Origin of the sequence: Cohnella sp. OV330 (genome assembly GCF_900112065.1) — a bacterium.
GTDB lineage: Bacteria > Bacillota > Bacilli > Paenibacillales > Paenibacillaceae > Cohnella.
In genome coordinates, this window is record NZ_FOKE01000006.1 from 382,011 (window position 1) to 397,183 (window position 15,173).

Genomic DNA, 15,173 nt, shown 5'->3' on the forward strand with positions numbered 1-15,173 from the left:
ACAGCTGGACAACTTAAATGGTGCTTGCTTTTTTCGGTAAATAAGTAAGATATATAAGTGTCGAGACGCAAGACGCAAGTCCCGATATTTGCTCGCTTTCTAGTGCAAAAATCACGAGTCCATTGTATAGTTAATATAGAAGCGCGGCGAGGAGGGTCCGGGATGGTTCAACCAAGGGAAAATTTAGACTCGGTTCGACATCCTCGTGCGGGAGTAGAACTCGGGCGCGCTACGGATGACTTGCCGTCTTGGATCACAGGACAGGATATAACGGAAGCCGATCTTCCTTACATACATTCGCTGTTGAAAAAAAGTTTCGGCGATTGGGTCGAGCAGAGCGAGGGTTTTCCGTGGCTGTCCGGATGGCCGATCGTGCTGCTTCATCCCGATTATACCGAAGTCGCCGTCTCCGGCGCATCCGCGAACGATGGGCTGCCGGCCTCGTGGCGACGCGAGGCGGCGGGTCCGACCGCTGCCGGCATGGCGCTCGAATCGTGCAGGCCCGCCCTTATGCGCGCGGAGGAGCACGTGCATCCAGCGCTAAGGAGCCGGGACACGCTGGCCGTCCCGATTTTCAGCCGCTCCACCGGGTTCGTGTGCGCGGCGATCGCCTGCTCGGCGCCGTCCGGCGCGGCGGGCGCCGGAGAGCTCAAGCTGCTGCAGGCTGCGGCGCTGCATTTCAAAACATGCCTGTATCGCCGCTTCGAGCATCTGTTCGTCGAAGACCAGCTGCATGCGGCAACCCAAGCGAGCCGGGAGGACCGGCGCAAGGATCGGCTGCTGGAGATCATGCGGCGGATGAACGACCACATCGACGTGGAAAACGTGCTGGCCGAAGTGTTCAGCAGCCTCGAACAGATGTATCCGACCTGCAGGACGAATCTCTTTTTGTCCCAGGATTACAGCAGTACCAACGAGCGCGTGCAGCCGCTCGCCTTTCATCACCAGGACATGGATCTGTGCTGGAGAGCGTTCATGGACGGCGAACGGCGCGAAGACGGGGTAGGCGAGTTCCGCCGGATCGCGTTTCCGCTGGCGGGCAAGCAGGGCGTATACGGCGTGCTCAGGCTCGACCTGTCGGCCGAGCCGTTCGACGATCTCGACATGCGCTTCGTCTCGACGCTGACGAGCGGGGCGGGCACAGCCTTCGAGAAGGCGCGAATGCACGAGCAGGCGAACGTGCTGATCGGAGAGCTGCGTCTCATTAACGAGCTGACGCAGCGCCTCAACAGCAGTTTGCGGCTGTCCGACACGATTCAGTTCGCCACGTCCGAGCTGATGACGATATTTAGCGCGGACTTTTGCTTTATCATGCAGCTGGACATGCAGCTGAATCATTTTAGCGTCATCTCGTCCAACGTGCCCGAGCTGAACAACGATGTGTTCACGATCGATTACGGCTTTTGCGGCGTCATGCTGGCGACCAAGGAGCCGATTATTCTATCGGATTATCACTCGGCGACGCCGGTGAGGTCCAGGCTGCTCGAATCGACTGGCTCGCGCTCGCTGATCGCCTCTCCGCTGCTGCTGAACGGCGAAGTGATCGGCGCGATCATGGTCACGCATCGTCAGCCGAATCATTTTTCCTACGAAAATTACAAGCTGCTCCAGGTTCTGTCCGCGCATATCGGGCTCGCGGTGTCGAATTCGTCGCTGCACGCCGAGGTGCGGCGAATGGTCATCACGGACAATCTGACGGGGCTTTACGCGCGTCATTATTTGAACGAACGGATTCAGCGCAAGCAGGAGAAGGACGCTTCGGGCTCGCTCATCGTCGTCGATATCGACCATTTCAAAAAAATCAACGACACGTACGGCCATCAGGTCGGAGACGCGATTCTGATTCAAGTCAGCTCCATCATCCGCAGCGCGATACGCGAGAGCGACATCGCAGCGCGATGGGGCGGCGAAGAGCTCGCGATCTACTTGCCGCAGCTGAGTCTCGAACAGACGCTCAAAGTTGCCGAACGGATCCGCAGCCGCGTAGAGGAGGAGACCGCGCCCAAGGTGACGGTGTCCTGCGGCGTCTCGGAGTGGTCGTCGGGCGACGAACGGATCAGCGTCGAATCGTTGTTCTACCGCGCGGACATGGCGCTGTACGAAGCCAAGCACCAAGGCCGCAACTGCGTGACGGTCGGCTGACGCGACGGCCGCCGTTCAGGGACAAGCCGGAGGGATTCCTCCGCTTGTCCTTTTTGGCTTGCGGCGGATTTTTAATTGTGATGTCCGCGGTGGTACAATGTTAACACGCTTCAGACAACAGACAATCGGAGGTCAATCGATGCGCGACTCGCGAATTCAACAATTGGCGGCCAACCTGGCCGGATATTCCGTTAACGTGCAGCCCGGCGAGCATGTGCTGATCGAGATGATCGGACCGGAGCGGGAGCTGCTCAAGGCGCTCGTCGAGGAGGTCGCGAAGCGGGGCGGGTATCCGCACATAGAGATCGAGGATCGCTCCGTCACGCGGGAGCTGCTCCGACATGCACGCCCCGAGATGGTCGAGACGTGGGCCGCTTACGAGATGGACCGGATGAAGCGCATGCAGGGCTACATCGGCATCCGCTCCGGCGACAACGTGAACGAGCTGTCCGACGTCCCCAAGGACAAGATGGCGCTCTTCGACAGCGTGCACCGTCACCCGATCCATTTGGAGCAGCGCGTCAAGCATACGAAGTGGGTCGTGCTCCGATATCCGAACGCCTCCATGGCGCAGCTGTCGGGCCGTTCCACCGAAGCGTTCGAGGATTTTTACTTCGACGTCTGCAATCTGGACTACGCCAAAATGGACAAAGCGATGGACCCGCTGCACGAATTGATGAAGAAGACCGACAAGGTGCGAATTACGGGGCCCGGCACCGAACTGTCTTTCTCGATTCGAGGCATCGGCGCCAAAAAATGCGCCGGCGCCCGCAATATTCCGGACGGCGAGGTGTACTCGTGTCCGATCCGCGATTCGGTAAACGGCACGATCGCCTACAATACGCCGAGCGTATATAACGGATTCGCTTATGAAAATATCACATTTACGTTCGAAAACGGAAAAATCGTAAAAGCGACCGCGAACGATGACGAGCGGATCAACGCGCTGCTCGACACCGACGAAGGCGCCCGGTTTATCGGCGAGTTCAGTCTGGGCTTCAATCCGTACATCCTTCACCCGATGAAGGACACGCTGTTCGACGAGAAAATCGCCGGCAGCATGCACTTCACGCCCGGCCAGGCTTACGAGGATTGCGACAACGGCAACCGCTCGGCCATCCATTGGGATCTCGTCCTTATCCAACGCCCCGAATACGGCGGCGGAGAGATCTATTTCGACGACGTCCTGATTCGCAAAGACGGACTGTTCGTCCTGCCCGAGCTGGAAGGATTAAACCCGGACAACCTGAAATGAAGCGTTTACCCCTTGCCACCGTTCCGCGATACAGAGTATGATGGGTAATGAAATCGTGAACCCTAACTCTTGGAGGGATTGCCTTGACCAACAACGCTGCAATCGTTGAATTGTCACAAACTGCGAACAAGTTCCGCTCTTCGATCGTTCTTCAAGCCGACAACAAGTACATCGACGTGAAAAGCATCCTGGGCCTGTTCACTACCCTTGTGGGCGGACATGCTTATGAACTTCACGTTCACGGTCCCGATGCGGACGAGGCGAAGAAGGAGCTCGGCGAAGTGTTCGCCAAGCACAACCTGAACGTCACGATCGTAGACTGACGCCTGCGGGCGTACGGTGCCCGGCATTACCCATATCGGCTTCCCCCGTCCATTCGGACGGGGTGTTTGTCTTCAAGGGACGTTGCGCATTCGCGATACATATCCGGGCAGCGCGCTGCCCGCACCAGGAGATGCAGACGATTCATGACCGACTCATTGCTAGGGCTCGTGTTCGAATACGGCTACGTCGGATTGTTTCTCGCGATGGCGCTCGGCTTGGTCGGCATTCCGGTGCCGGACGAAGCGCTGTTGACCGCAGCGGGTTATCTAATGGCGCAAGGGCATCTGAAGCTCGGCTTCACGATGCTGGCGGCGATCACGGGGAGCTTGACCGGAATGTCGCTGAGCTATTTGCTCGGCAGATGGCTCGGACGCCCGCTGCTGACGAAGTTCGGGCCGCTGCTGCGCTTGACGCCGGACAAGCTCGCGAGGCATGAGGAGCGATTTGCCAAATGGGGGCATGTCCTTTTGCTTGTCGGCTACTTCGTGCCCGGTCTAAGGCATATGACGGCTTTGTTCATCGGCCTGGGCAAGCATCCGTACCGGCCGTTCCTATTCTACGCGTCCCTCGGCGCGCTCGCTTGGACGAGCACGTTCGAGCTGCTCGGCGTGCTCCTCGGCGAGCACTGGCGCGAGAGCGCCCTGTTCATTCAGCGCGAAGCGGTCATGGCGTTTTTGCTGGTCGTCGGCATGGGCGGACTGCTGCTTCTTCTTCGGCGTTACTCGATTCGGCGAAATAGCGGCTGACGCGGTTTTTCGCTCGCGCTTGCCGCCTTCTTTCTCGTCTCTGTCCTTGTGCTTGGGCCGCTTTTCGTCTAATATGAATAGTGAAGCATTATATCGCGTACAAGAGGCGGCTCTGCCGTTTGAAATTGAATCGGCATGATGGGCACAGGGGGAGTGGGAATGGCTTCATCGGATGTCATGTTGAATCTGAACGAGAAGGCGCTTCGCCTCCTGCAGGACGACGCCGGCAAGATCGAGAAACTGATCGCCATCCAGATGGAGAACCTGGCCACCCGCAAATGCCCGCTTTACGAAGAAGTGCTGGACACTCAGATGTACGGCTTTTCTAGGGCGGTCGACTTTGCGGTACGGGCGGGTCTCGTAGAAGAAGCGGAAGGCAAGCATTTGATCAGTCAATTGGAGCGCAACCTGGCTCTGTTATACGAAGCGTTGGCGCAGAAGGCGGAGCTCGAAGCCTGAATCTCCCGCGCAAAAAAAAAAGACCTTTGCTTGCGGCCTGCAGCCGCGAGCGAAGGTCTTTTCTTCCTCTTTGCGCTTAGATAAAGTAGAAAGCGACGCCGAGCATGATATAGACGAGAAGCAGCAGTTTGCCTTCGTACCAGGTCGTGGAGCCGTCGCGGGATACCGAGGTCGTGATCAGCGCCGCCACGGCGATCGCCGCGATCTCGACGGTAGTGAAGATCAGGTCCATCTGCTCCGTGAACAGCAAGCTGACGAAGACGAGGACGGGAGCGACGAACAAGGCGATCTGCAGGCTGCTGCCTACCGCGATCTCCACGGCGGCGCCCATTTTGTTTTTCATGGCGAGCATGATCGCCGCGCTGTGCTCGGCCGCGTTGCCGATGATGGCGACGATGAACGCGCCGACGAACAGTTCGGACATGCCGTAATCGGCGGTGAACGTATGAAGCGTGCCGACCAGCCATTCGCTCACGAAGGCGACCATCACGGTAGCGACGACCAGGAACAGGATGGAACGGCTCTTGGACCAGGTAGGGACCTCGCCGTGATCGGCCTGCGTGTCCGCATGGTCCTCCAAGAAGCTTTTGTGCGTGATCATCGAATAGATCAGCCACCCGATATAAGCGACGATGAGCAGGCCGGAGACGATCTCGCTCATCCTGAACGCGTCGGCGCCGCCGATATGCTCGGTCTTGACGAAGATCGCCGGGACGAACAGCGCGATCACGCCGAGCAGCATCAGCGAAGCGTTCTGTCCCGCCAGGTGGACGTTGAACTTTTGCTCCTTGAACTTGAGTCCGCCGGCGAACGCGCTGGCGCCCAGGACGAGCAGCAGATTGCCGATGATTGAGCCGGTGAGGCTCGCTTTCACCATTTCGAACAAGCCTTCCTTGACGAGGAAGATGGCGATGATGAGCTCCGCCGCATTGCCGAAGGTGGCGTTCAGAAATCCGCCGAGCCGCTGCCCGGCGTAGTGGGAGACGGCTTCGGTCGACTTGCCGAGAAATCCGGCGACGAATACGACCGCGATCGCCGACACGACGAACTGGAACACCGTGTTCATGTGCGCGTAATGCGCGATGGCGCTCAGCACGAAGAAGACGGCCAAGAGCGGGAAAAACAGCTTTTTCAACCTTGAACACCTCGAGTCGGAAAAATATGTATCGAACCGGCATTTCTTAATATATCCAATGCGGCCCTACTTGTACAATACCCAATTGGTTGCGCGCATCCTCATCTTCCATTACAATGTAGTCAATATCTTAACGGGAGCGTGGTCCGCGGATGAGCGAACAACTGCAGGAAGGCCTCATACGAATCTCCGACGACGTCGTCGCGACGATCGCCGGCCTGGCCGCGCTGGAGACGCCCGGCGTCGCCGCGATGTCCGGCGGGATGTCCGAGGGCCTGGCTAAGCGACTGAGCGGCAAAAACGCGCAGAAGGGCGTATCCGTCGAAGTCGGCCAGCTGGAAGCCGCCATCAATCTGCGTATCGTCGTGCTGTACGGCAGTCCGATCCAGGAAGTCGGCCGCCGACTTCAGGAGAGCGTGCGAGAAGCCGTCGAGAATATGACAGGCCTTCGCGTCGTCGAAGTGAACGTCAAGGTCGAAGGCGTCGCTTTCAAAGACGAAGCCGGCGCAGAACAAGAGGAAGCGCTCACCGTTCGGGTCAAGTGAACGCGGCGCATACATAAAGGCGACAAAAAAAGCGCATTGCTGCTCATACGTGCAGCGACGCGCTTTTTTTGCGGGGTTCCGGGCGTTGGACGCCGACCCGGTTGTATTCCCTGGAGATGCTGAGCAAGATGCCCATCCCGATCATCAGCGATAGTAGCGAGGAACCTCCGTAACTAATGAAGGGCAGCGTGACCCCCGTCATCGGAATCGCGTTGCTGACGCCGCCCATGTTGATGAGCGCCTGAATGCCGATGAGCGATACGAGACCGACGCCGACGAGCGTGCCGTAGATGTCGGGACAACGCAGCGAGACGATTAGCGCGCGCCAGAGGAAGAGCATGTAAAAAATCAAAAACACCGTCACGCCGAAAAAGCCGAGCTCTTCCGCGATGACCGAAAAAATAAAGTCGTTGTACGCCTCGGGCAAGTAAAACAGCTTCTGCACGCTGTTGCCCAGGCCAGCGCCCCAGAAGCCGCCGTGGCCGAACGCCTCGAGCGAGCGGAGAAGCTGCAAGCCGTTGCCCTGCGGATCCGAGAAAGGATCGCGGTATGCGGTAATCCGCTCCATGCGATAACCGCCGTCATCGCCGGAGGCGAGGAAGTAGATGCTGAGCACGAGCGCGGCCAGGCCGCCGAGCACGGCGCCGGACAGCAGCACTTGCTTCAGGTTGGCGCCGCCCGCGATGATGATGATCGCCGCCGTGAGCAGCAGGATGACGCTCGAGCCGAAGTCGGGCTGCAAGATGATCAGTCCGATGATGAAGCCCACCACGATCATGACGGGAAGGAGGCCCCGCTTGAACTCGCGGAACTTGTCCTGCTTTTTCGTGATGATCGCCGCCAGGTACAGGATCACGGCGAGCTTGGCGAGCTCCGTGGGCTGGATGCCGAGGCCCGCGAAGCGGATCCAGCTGCTCGCGCCGTTGATCGCCGAGAAAAACGGCACCATAATAAGCAGCACGATCGTGAACAGCATAAGCGGCAGAAAGAGCTTCTTGAACTTGGCGTACGGCACGTTCATGATGACGAGCATCAGGAACGTGCCGAGTCCCGCCCAAGCGAACTGGCGCTTGGTGAAGAACAACGCATCGTTGCCGAACTTCTCCGATGCCCCGGCCATGCTGGAGCTCGCGCTGAAAACCATGACCAGACCGAAACCGACCAGTGCGAGCGTCAAAATCATCAGCAGAAAGTCGGGCGCGCCCCGCGAGCCTTCGGAGGTCTTCATGGTCTGTCGCTCCTGAAGGTCAAGCGAGCAGCTGTCTGAGCTCGTTCAGGCGTAAAGTGGCGGTGTTGAGGATCGGCTGAGGTACCGGCGATTCGTACTCCATACCGTGCGGGAACGTAGCGCGTCCGATATAGACCGCTTCGATCGCCAGGATCGCGTCCGGATTTTCCAGCCGGCCTTCGACCGCGCGCGTGCTGAAGCGCAGGAAGTAGTCGCTGTTCGTGCCTGCATCGGTAAGCTTCAGATCGTATGTAGCGCGCGTATATTCCCACTGCCAGCGGATGAAGCCCACTTTTTCGGCCGACTCGTCCAACGTGGCCAGATCAACTTGCGTCCCGTTCAATCCGGTATTTTCAATTAACATCCCAAGTTCCTCCTTTAAAAAATGCGGCAAGGCTTCTTTCCACCCTCCATCATAGACGGTTTGGACACCTTCTGCAAGCGTTCTTCCGCGCTGCCGCGGGCGCGGGAACGGTTCGGCGACGTGTCGGATCGGGCGACGATCTGTTACAATAGGAAACAATGAAGAGCCATGGAGAGGAGACGGACGCTGTGGGCATCGATGAACAACAATTGCTGTCGCTGCATGGGCAAGCCGTCGAATGGCGCAGGCATCTGCACAAGCATCCCGAGCTGTCATTCAAGGAAACGAATACCGCGGCGATGATCGCCGATCTGCTGGAATCGTGGGGGCTTGAAGTCAGGCGCGGCGTATCGGGTACGGGCGTCGTCGCGAAGCTGAAAGGCGCGCTGCCCGGCAGGACCGTCGCCCTGCGCGCCGACATCGACGCGCTGCCGATCCACGACGCCAAGGACGTCGCGTACGCGTCCCAAGTGCCGGGGGTCATGCACGCCTGCGGACATGACGGACACACGGCGCAGCTGCTTGCCGCAGCCAAATATTACGCGGACCATCAAAAGGAAACGGCGGGGACGCGCGTCTTTTTGTTCCAGCCCGGCGAAGAAGTGCTTCCCGGCGGCGCGATCGGCATGATCGCGGACGGCGCGCTGGACGGGGTCGACGTCATTTACGGCATTCATCTGTGGACGCCGCTGCCGATCGGCACGATCGCGACCCGGCCGGGTCCGCTCATGGCCGAGCCGGACGAGTTCGAGATCGAGATCCGCGGTCGCGGCGGCCACGGCGGATTGCCCCACGAAGCGAAGGACGCGCTGGTAGCGGGCGCCCATCTCGTCGTGGCCCTGCAGACCGTCGTCTCGCGCAGCGTCGACCCGCTGGAGGCGGCGGTGCTGTCGATCGGTCAATTCCGGGCCGGCACCGCGCGCAACGTCATCGCGGACAGCTGCAAGCTGAGCGGCACCGTGCGCAGCTTCGATCCGCGCGTGCGCGAGCTCGTGCGGAGCCGGATGGACGACATCATCCGGCATGCCTGCGGACTGCACGGCGTCGATTATACGTTCGAGTTTTACGAAGGCTATCCGCCGGTCGTCAACGATCCGCATGAAGCGGCGCGCGTCCTTCGCGTCGCCGCGGAGGCGCATGGCGAAGGCGAAGTTCGCGAATGCGAACGCATTATGGCCGGCGAAGACTTTTCCTATTATTTGAAGGAAAGGCCAGGCTGCTTTTTCTTCGTCGGCGCAGGCCGCGACGACGGATCGTCAGCGCCGCATCACCATCCGGGCTTCGATATCGACGAGCGCGCGCTGCGGCATTCGATCAAGCTGCTGATCGCGGTGGCGGACGACGCCGCGACGGATGTACAGCAAGCGTAGCTTACGCAGGCGGACGGATCGCCTGCTCAGGCGAATGCCATAAAGCCGAGGCCGATTCGTCGTCTTCGGGACAAACAGGCTGCTCTTTCTTCGCGTTAAGCGATAGGGGGCGGCTTGTTTTTTTTGCGGTCGGATGAGCGGGGGCTGCATAGAGCGGCGCTTATAAACGCGGGGTTCGGGGCATCCTTGGTATAAAAAGGAGAGGAGGCGCCCGCCTTATGACGCTGTCACGCAAGACCGCCGCGCCGATCATCGCCCAGTCGGACGGCACGCTGCTGCTGGACGAGCGGCTGCCGGGGTTCGGCGAAGCGCAGGCGCTGCTGCGCGCGATCGCGGAGCTTCAGAAGCGACCCGGCCATCTGCATACTTATCGCATTACGCCCGTCACCGTATGGAACGCGGCCGCTTCCGGCTGGACGGCCGCGCGCGCTCTGGGCAGCTTGCGCGCCCTGTCCAGATACGGCGTGCCGGCATCGCTGGAGCGGGATCTCGCCGCGCAGTTCGCCAGGTACGGTCAGCTTCGCCTTGGCGTACAAGACGGCGAGCTCCGCCTGCTGGCGAAGGAGCCCGCGCTGCTCGCGGCCGTCGCCGCCCTTAAGGCGGTGTCCGGCTGGCTGCGACTGTCCGCGGACGGCGGCTATGCTGTCGTTCGCCCCGATGCCAGAGGCTGGCTCAAGCGCGAGCTGGCGCTGGCTGGGTACCCGGTCATCGACGATGCCGGCTACCGAAGCGGCGAGCCGCTGCCGCTGGCGCTGCGAAGCTCCGGCGCGTTGCCCGGACTGCGCGACTATCAGCAAGCGGCCGTGGACGCGCTGCTTGGCAAAGAAGGCGGCACCGTACTAGCCGCGACTGCGGCCTCGCCCGCTCCGGCCGTCGCGGGCGGCAGCGGGGTCGTCGTGCTGCCCTGCGGCGCCGGCAAGACGTGGGTGGGCATCGGCGCGATCGCGCGCCTCGCTTGCGAGACGCTGATTCTGACGCCGAACACGATGTCGGTCACCCAGTGGATCCGCGAGCTGCGCCGCGCGACGACGCTCGGGGACGATCAGATCGGCGCCTATACCGGGGAGCGCAAGGAGGTACGGCCCGTGACGGTCGCCACTTACCAGGTGCTGTCCAGCCGCGGCGGAGAGCGCGGCAGCAACGCGCATTGGCCGTTGTTCCAAGACCGCAACTGGGGGCTCATCATTTACGACGAGGTGCATCTGCTGCCGGCTCCGGTGTTTCGCCTGACCGCCGAGTTGCAGGCGACGCGAAGGCTCGGGCTGACCGCGACGCTCGTGCGCGAGGACGGCCGGGAGGGCGACGTATTCGCCCTGGTCGGGCCGAAGGCGTACGAGGCGCCGTGGAAAAGCCTTGAGGAGGCCGGCTGGATCGCCGAAGCCTCCTGCAGCGAAGTGCGAGTGCCGCTTGAGCCCGGCTGCGCCGAGCGGTATGCGGACGCCCCCGCGCGCGCCCGCAGCCGGATCGCGGGCGAAAATCCGCGCAAGGCCGAGGTCGTCCGCGCGCTGCTGGCACGCCACGAGGGCGAGCAGGCGCTCGTGATCGGCCAATATCTCGACCAGCTCCGCCGCGTGTCCCGGGAGCTCGGGTTGCCGCTCGTGACCGGCGACATGGCGCACGGCGAGCGGCAAGCGCTCTTCGACCGCTTCAACCGGGGCGAGCTGCGCGCGCTGGCGCTGTCGAAGGTCGCGAACTTCGCGGTCGACCTGCCGGACGCCGCCGTCGCGGTCCAAATCTCCGGCAGCTTCGGGTCCCGGCAGGAGGAGGCGCAGCGCCTCGGGCGCATCTTGCGGCCCAAGGCGAACGGAGGCGGCGCTTCGTTCTACTCGCTCGTCAGCGAACACACGGACGAGGTGGAGTACGCCCGCCGAAGGCAGCAATTTCTCGTCCAGCAGGGCTACCGCTACGAAGTGCGGCGCTGGGCGGAAGACGGGAGCGAGGCGGATCTACCGGCCGCGAACGGTCCGCGATGAAAACGCGGGAGATCGTAGGCGAACTGCCCGAAGGAGCCCTCGCTTGGCAGCGCGAAGGCCCATGGACGGCCGGCAGGCTCGCGCAGGGGAGAAGCCTCGCGGAAGTGCTGGCCGATCCGTCCCGCGCGGCCGAGTGGGCCGAATCGGCGCCGCCGTTCGCGCGGGACACGCTCGCGCTGATCGTCAAGCGCTTCGGTCCCGCGCCGTTCCCGGAGGAGAAGCTCGCGACGGAAGGCGGCAGGCCGCCGTTCGGCTGGACGGGGGCGGAGCTCCGGCTCGCCGTCCAGCTGCTTCGGCGCGACGGCATCGTGTTCGCGATGGATCGTCCCTGGGGAGACCGTCTGCTTCTCGTGCCCTCCGATATGTGCGCGGCGTGGCGCAGACTGCTGCTGCCGCTGCGCGCCCGGCCGCTGCCCGAAGAGGCTTGGATGGACGGCTGCGATGCCGCGGCTGCGCCGCTGTCCCACGAGCTGATCGCCGCATGGTCGGCGATTCGAAGGACCGGACTGCCGCTCACCGCCAAGGGAGCGCCGCGCAAGCAGGATGCCGCCAAACTTGCTTCCGCCATGCGACTCGCGCCTGAAGACATCCCGCCGCTGGCGATGCCGCCGGCCTGGGAGGCGCTGCCCGCATCGGCCGTTCTGGCGCTTCGGCTGGGCAGCGCGCTGGGCATGCTGAAGCGGCGCGGACGGGCGATCTCGGCGGAGCCGAACGAGGCAGCGAAGGCATGGCTGGCGCTGCCCGCCTCCGAAGCGGAGCTTCGTCTGCTCGAGCAAGCCGCACACTGTCTGCTCTCGGCGGCGGCGCCCGAGTCCGGCGCATGGCTGGCCGCGGAATCGCTGCGCGACCTGGCGCCGATGCGCTGGTATTCGGCGGCGGAGATCGCGAAGGCGCTGCCGACGAAAGAAGCCGCCGGCGCTGCCGAGGCCTGGGTCCGGTTCCTTCGGGCAGCCGGATGGATGGAGACGGGGAGCGGCGCGGAGGGCGCCGCCCTGCGGTGGATCATCGAGCCGAATCCGGAGCGACTGTGGGTGTCGGCGGACGGCTACGACCGCTACGAGCTCATGCCCGATCTCGAGGCGATCGTGCCGCCGGAGGTGCCGCCCGGCGCCAGATGGGAGCTCGAGCTGTTGGCGCGCCGCCTGTCCGAGGACGTCGTGGCCGTCTACCGGCTCGATGCGGACGCTTGCCGACGGGCGTTTGCGGGCGGGACAAGCCTCGAGCAGGCACGGTTCGCGCTGGAACGCGGCTCGGGCGCGCCGCTGCCCGGCGCCGTCGACATCGCGCTGCGCGATTGGTTTCACGCTGCGCCTGCCCATTCGGCAGGGCAGTCGGCGCCGCTAACGGAAGCTGCGGCACAGCTATCGGGAGCGCCGCAGCAGGAAGCGCACGCCAAGCAGCCGGAGGCCGGCGATGACGAGCGCCATAACGAGCGCTATGACGGTCGCCATATGGAAAGCCAAGACGATCCCCATAGCGAGGCGCCCGCCGACGATATCTTCGGGTGCGCCGAAGCGGCGGAGCGCACAGGCGCACCTGAACAAGCGCGCGCCTGGGACGCCAGGCCGCCGATGCTCTCGCGCAAGCTCTATCCCGGCGCCGAAGGCGTGCCGCCCGGCTGGCTGCGGCAGCCCGCGGCCTATCACGCTTCGACGCGCAAAGAAATCATAGAGCGGGCCATCGGCTGGCGCTCGGGATTGAGGCTGTGCAAAGACGGCGCATGGATGGATTTCGCGCCGGAGCGTGTCGTGCCCGCCGAGCGCGGCGGCTGGCGCGTCTGGGGCAGGCCGTTCGTCCGGGAGGCCGGCAGCGGCAAGCCGGTGCTCGCCGAGAACCCGATCGCCCTCGAAGCCGCGGAGATCGGTCAGATCATGATCTCGCTCCCGGATTCGGAGTTCGGCGTCGACTGCCGGCCGATCACTTGACCCCTCGCCGCGATTATGTGATATGATAGACCATGTATCCCAAGCGCATAAGGGGCAGGTGGTTAAGTCTTGACCATGGTTAAATCCCTCCCTGCGGCGGAGGCGTCCGTCGGATATTCGTCGGATCCCGCGGTCGACCTTACGGCGATCGCGGCACGCGCCTTCGAGCTGGGAGATCTGATAAAGCACTCCGCATTGACGGAGGATTACGTATACTGGAAGCGCTCCGTGGAGCGCAGCGGCGAAGCGCAGCTTCGCATCCGCGAGTTTCTCAAGGCCAAGGACAAGTTCGGCGAGTGCGAGCGGTTCGGTCATTTTCACCCGGATTACCACGAGGCGCTGGACCAAGTCTACGCGGCCGAGGCGAAGCTCGAGGAGATCGAGGCGGTCCGCCGCTTCAAGGAAGCGGAGCGCGCTGTCGACCTGCTGCTCCACGAAGTATCGCTGCTGATCGCGCATTCGGTGTCCGAGACGATCAAGGTGCCGGACAACGATCCGAACCCCAAGGCGTCGGGCTGCGGCAGCGGCGGCAGCTGCTCCTGCGGTAGCGGGGGCTGCGGATAATATGAACGCCGGCTTCGGCCGGCGTGCGGAACGGAGGAGCGTCATGTTCGCCGAACGGATCGGGTACATCGTATGGTTCAGCGATTGGAAGGCGGCGCGCGCGCTGGACAAGTACGGCAGCCTGCATTATATGTCTCGCAAGATGAATTATGCCGTCCTCTACATGGACGGGGAAACCTCGGAGGACACGGTGCGCAATCTGCAGCGGTTGCCTTACGTCCGCAAGATCGAGCGCTCCTACCGGGGCGAGATCAAGACCGAGTATGAGAGCAACGTGCCGGACAAGACCCGGTTTTACGGGCTCTAAGCGAGGGGCAAGCGATTGGAGCGCCGCGCCGGCGACCGGGCCGGCGCTCTTTTTTTATAGCCAAAAAAGAGGCCTGAACATTAAAAAAATGTAAAGTCTGGAATCTATTTTTTTTAATGTTGAATGTACGGGAATATTTGCGATAGAATGTATATATATGCCTAACACCTCAAACCCTTTATAGGTCTTTTGGCTCATGCGAGCGAGGGAGGGAAGTCCCGTGAAAGACAAGCAAACGGAGCGTTGGAGCACGTACGAGCCTTTTTTCGTTGAGCTTGGGGATAAAAAAGTCGCGGACATCATCATTACGAATCATGCTCGCGTTCGTTGGACGGACCGCGTCGAATCCGAAAAGACGGGCTTTTCCGATATCGCCGAGTTTTTATGGCAGTGTCTGAAAGAGGGGCGCGTCGTATCGTACTATCGCAACGAAGAGGACGTCTACACGATCGACGACGACCTCGTGTTCGTGGCGGAGTTCGCCGTCTCCGAAAAGGAAGTCGACTTGATCGGCAATCCGCTCCACAAGATGATCGTCGTGACCTTTCTCGGCAGAATGTCGGAGACGATGGAGCTGCGGGACTTAAAGACGTACTATTCCTGGCTGCGGCATTCGCGCCGCATGACTCTGATCAAGAACAACCGGAAACGCCGCTAAGCCTATTCATATGAAAGCATGCCGCGAGGCATGCTTTTTTTTGCGCGTTTTTTCTGCATGTCCTTTTCTGTACGTCTGTTCTGCATGTCCTTTTTCTGCACGTCTCTCATGCTTTCCTATTTGCATGGCTTTTTTGCGGGGCTGAAGCGAATGGCGAAAGCGGCGAAGATCGCCGCGG

The 15,173-nt window shown here is 61.8% G+C and carries 15 protein-coding genes; 12 read left to right on the top strand and 3 right to left on the bottom strand.

Going from position 1 to position 15,173, the window contains the following annotated elements; all coding sequences use genetic code 11:
- Positions 1 to 303 precede the first annotated feature (303 nt).
- The 5 genes from BM235_RS16890 to BM235_RS16910 all read left to right on the top strand — a co-directional run bounded on the left by BM235_RS16890 (position 304) and on the right by BM235_RS16910 (position 4,926).
- Positions 304 to 2,142 (top strand): GGDEF domain-containing protein, encoded by a 1,839-nt coding sequence (locus tag BM235_RS16890; RefSeq protein ID WP_177244242.1) that lies wholly within the window; start codon positions 304 to 306, stop codon positions 2,140 to 2,142.
- Between the two features lie 139 nt (positions 2,143 to 2,281).
- Complete coding sequence (locus tag BM235_RS16895; protein WP_090115375.1) at positions 2,282 to 3,397, top strand: aminopeptidase; 1,116 nt, start codon at positions 2,282 to 2,284, stop codon at positions 3,395 to 3,397.
- 83 nt (positions 3,398 to 3,480) lie between these two features.
- A complete protein-coding gene (locus BM235_RS16900; protein WP_090115376.1) occupies positions 3,481 to 3,720 on the top strand; it encodes an HPr family phosphocarrier protein in 240 nt (79 codons plus the stop codon).
- A 144-nt stretch (positions 3,721 to 3,864) separates the two neighbouring features.
- On the top strand, positions 3,865 to 4,467 hold the full coding sequence (locus BM235_RS16905; RefSeq protein ID WP_090115377.1) for a DedA family protein: 603 nt from the start codon (positions 3,865 to 3,867) through the stop codon (positions 4,465 to 4,467).
- A gap of 159 nt (positions 4,468 to 4,626) precedes the next feature.
- Positions 4,627 to 4,926 carry an Fpa/YlaN family protein gene (locus tag BM235_RS16910; protein WP_090115378.1) on the top strand — a complete coding sequence of 100 codons (300 nt, stop codon included), beginning with the start codon at positions 4,627 to 4,629 and terminating at the stop codon, positions 4,924 to 4,926.
- A gap of 76 nt (positions 4,927 to 5,002) precedes the next feature.
- Here the strand turns inward: BM235_RS16910 and cax are convergent, their stop codons facing one another.
- Entirely contained in the window at positions 5,003 to 6,061 is a 1,059-nt protein-coding gene (gene cax, locus BM235_RS16915) for a calcium/proton exchanger (RefSeq protein ID WP_090115379.1), read from the bottom strand.
- Between the two features lie 152 nt (positions 6,062 to 6,213).
- On the opposite strand from cax, the gene BM235_RS16920 reads away from it, so the two are divergent.
- Positions 6,214 to 6,606 (top strand): Asp23/Gls24 family envelope stress response protein, encoded by a 393-nt coding sequence (locus tag BM235_RS16920; protein WP_090115380.1) that lies wholly within the window; start codon positions 6,214 to 6,216, stop codon positions 6,604 to 6,606.
- A 43-nt stretch (positions 6,607 to 6,649) separates the two neighbouring features.
- Here BM235_RS16920 and ftsW read toward each other — a convergent pair whose 3' ends face one another.
- Both ftsW and BM235_RS16930 read right to left on the bottom strand, forming a co-directional pair.
- On the bottom strand, positions 6,650 to 7,834 hold the full coding sequence (ftsW, locus tag BM235_RS16925; RefSeq protein WP_090115381.1) for a putative lipid II flippase FtsW: 1,185 nt from the start codon (positions 7,832 to 7,834) through the stop codon (positions 6,650 to 6,652).
- A 19-nt stretch (positions 7,835 to 7,853) separates the two neighbouring features.
- A complete protein-coding gene (locus tag BM235_RS16930) occupies positions 7,854 to 8,198 on the bottom strand; it encodes a YugN family protein (RefSeq protein WP_090115382.1) in 345 nt (114 codons plus the stop codon).
- Between the two features lie 158 nt (positions 8,199 to 8,356).
- Here BM235_RS16930 and BM235_RS16935 point away from each other — a divergent pair, with 158 nt between their 5' ends.
- From BM235_RS16935 to BM235_RS16960, 6 genes are all read left to right on the top strand, one after another.
- The gene (locus BM235_RS16935; protein ID WP_090115383.1) at positions 8,357 to 9,568 is read left to right on the top strand and encodes a M20 metallopeptidase family protein; all 1,212 of its coding nucleotides are present in this window, start codon (positions 8,357 to 8,359) and stop codon (positions 9,566 to 9,568) included.
- A 218-nt stretch (positions 9,569 to 9,786) separates the two neighbouring features.
- Positions 9,787 to 11,541, top strand: a complete 1,755-nt coding sequence (locus BM235_RS16940) for a DNA repair helicase XPB (protein WP_090115384.1) — start codon at positions 9,787 to 9,789, stop codon at positions 11,539 to 11,541.
- Complete coding sequence (locus BM235_RS16945; RefSeq protein WP_090115385.1) at positions 11,538 to 13,466, top strand: hypothetical protein; 1,929 nt, start codon at positions 11,538 to 11,540, stop codon at positions 13,464 to 13,466. Before BM235_RS16940 ends, BM235_RS16945 begins: the two co-directional genes overlap by 4 nt.
- Before the next feature lie 75 nt (positions 13,467 to 13,541).
- The gene (locus BM235_RS16950; protein ID WP_090115386.1) at positions 13,542 to 14,030 is read left to right on the top strand and encodes a YlbF/YmcA family competence regulator; all 489 of its coding nucleotides are present in this window, start codon (positions 13,542 to 13,544) and stop codon (positions 14,028 to 14,030) included.
- Positions 14,031 to 14,073: 43 nt separating this feature from the next.
- The gene (locus BM235_RS16955) at positions 14,074 to 14,337 is read left to right on the top strand and encodes a YlbG family protein (protein ID WP_090115464.1); all 264 of its coding nucleotides are present in this window, start codon (positions 14,074 to 14,076) and stop codon (positions 14,335 to 14,337) included.
- A 220-nt stretch (positions 14,338 to 14,557) separates the two neighbouring features.
- Positions 14,558 to 14,995 (top strand): hypothetical protein, encoded by a 438-nt coding sequence (locus BM235_RS16960; RefSeq protein WP_090115387.1) that lies wholly within the window; start codon positions 14,558 to 14,560, stop codon positions 14,993 to 14,995.
- Positions 14,996 to 15,173 lie beyond the last annotated feature (178 nt).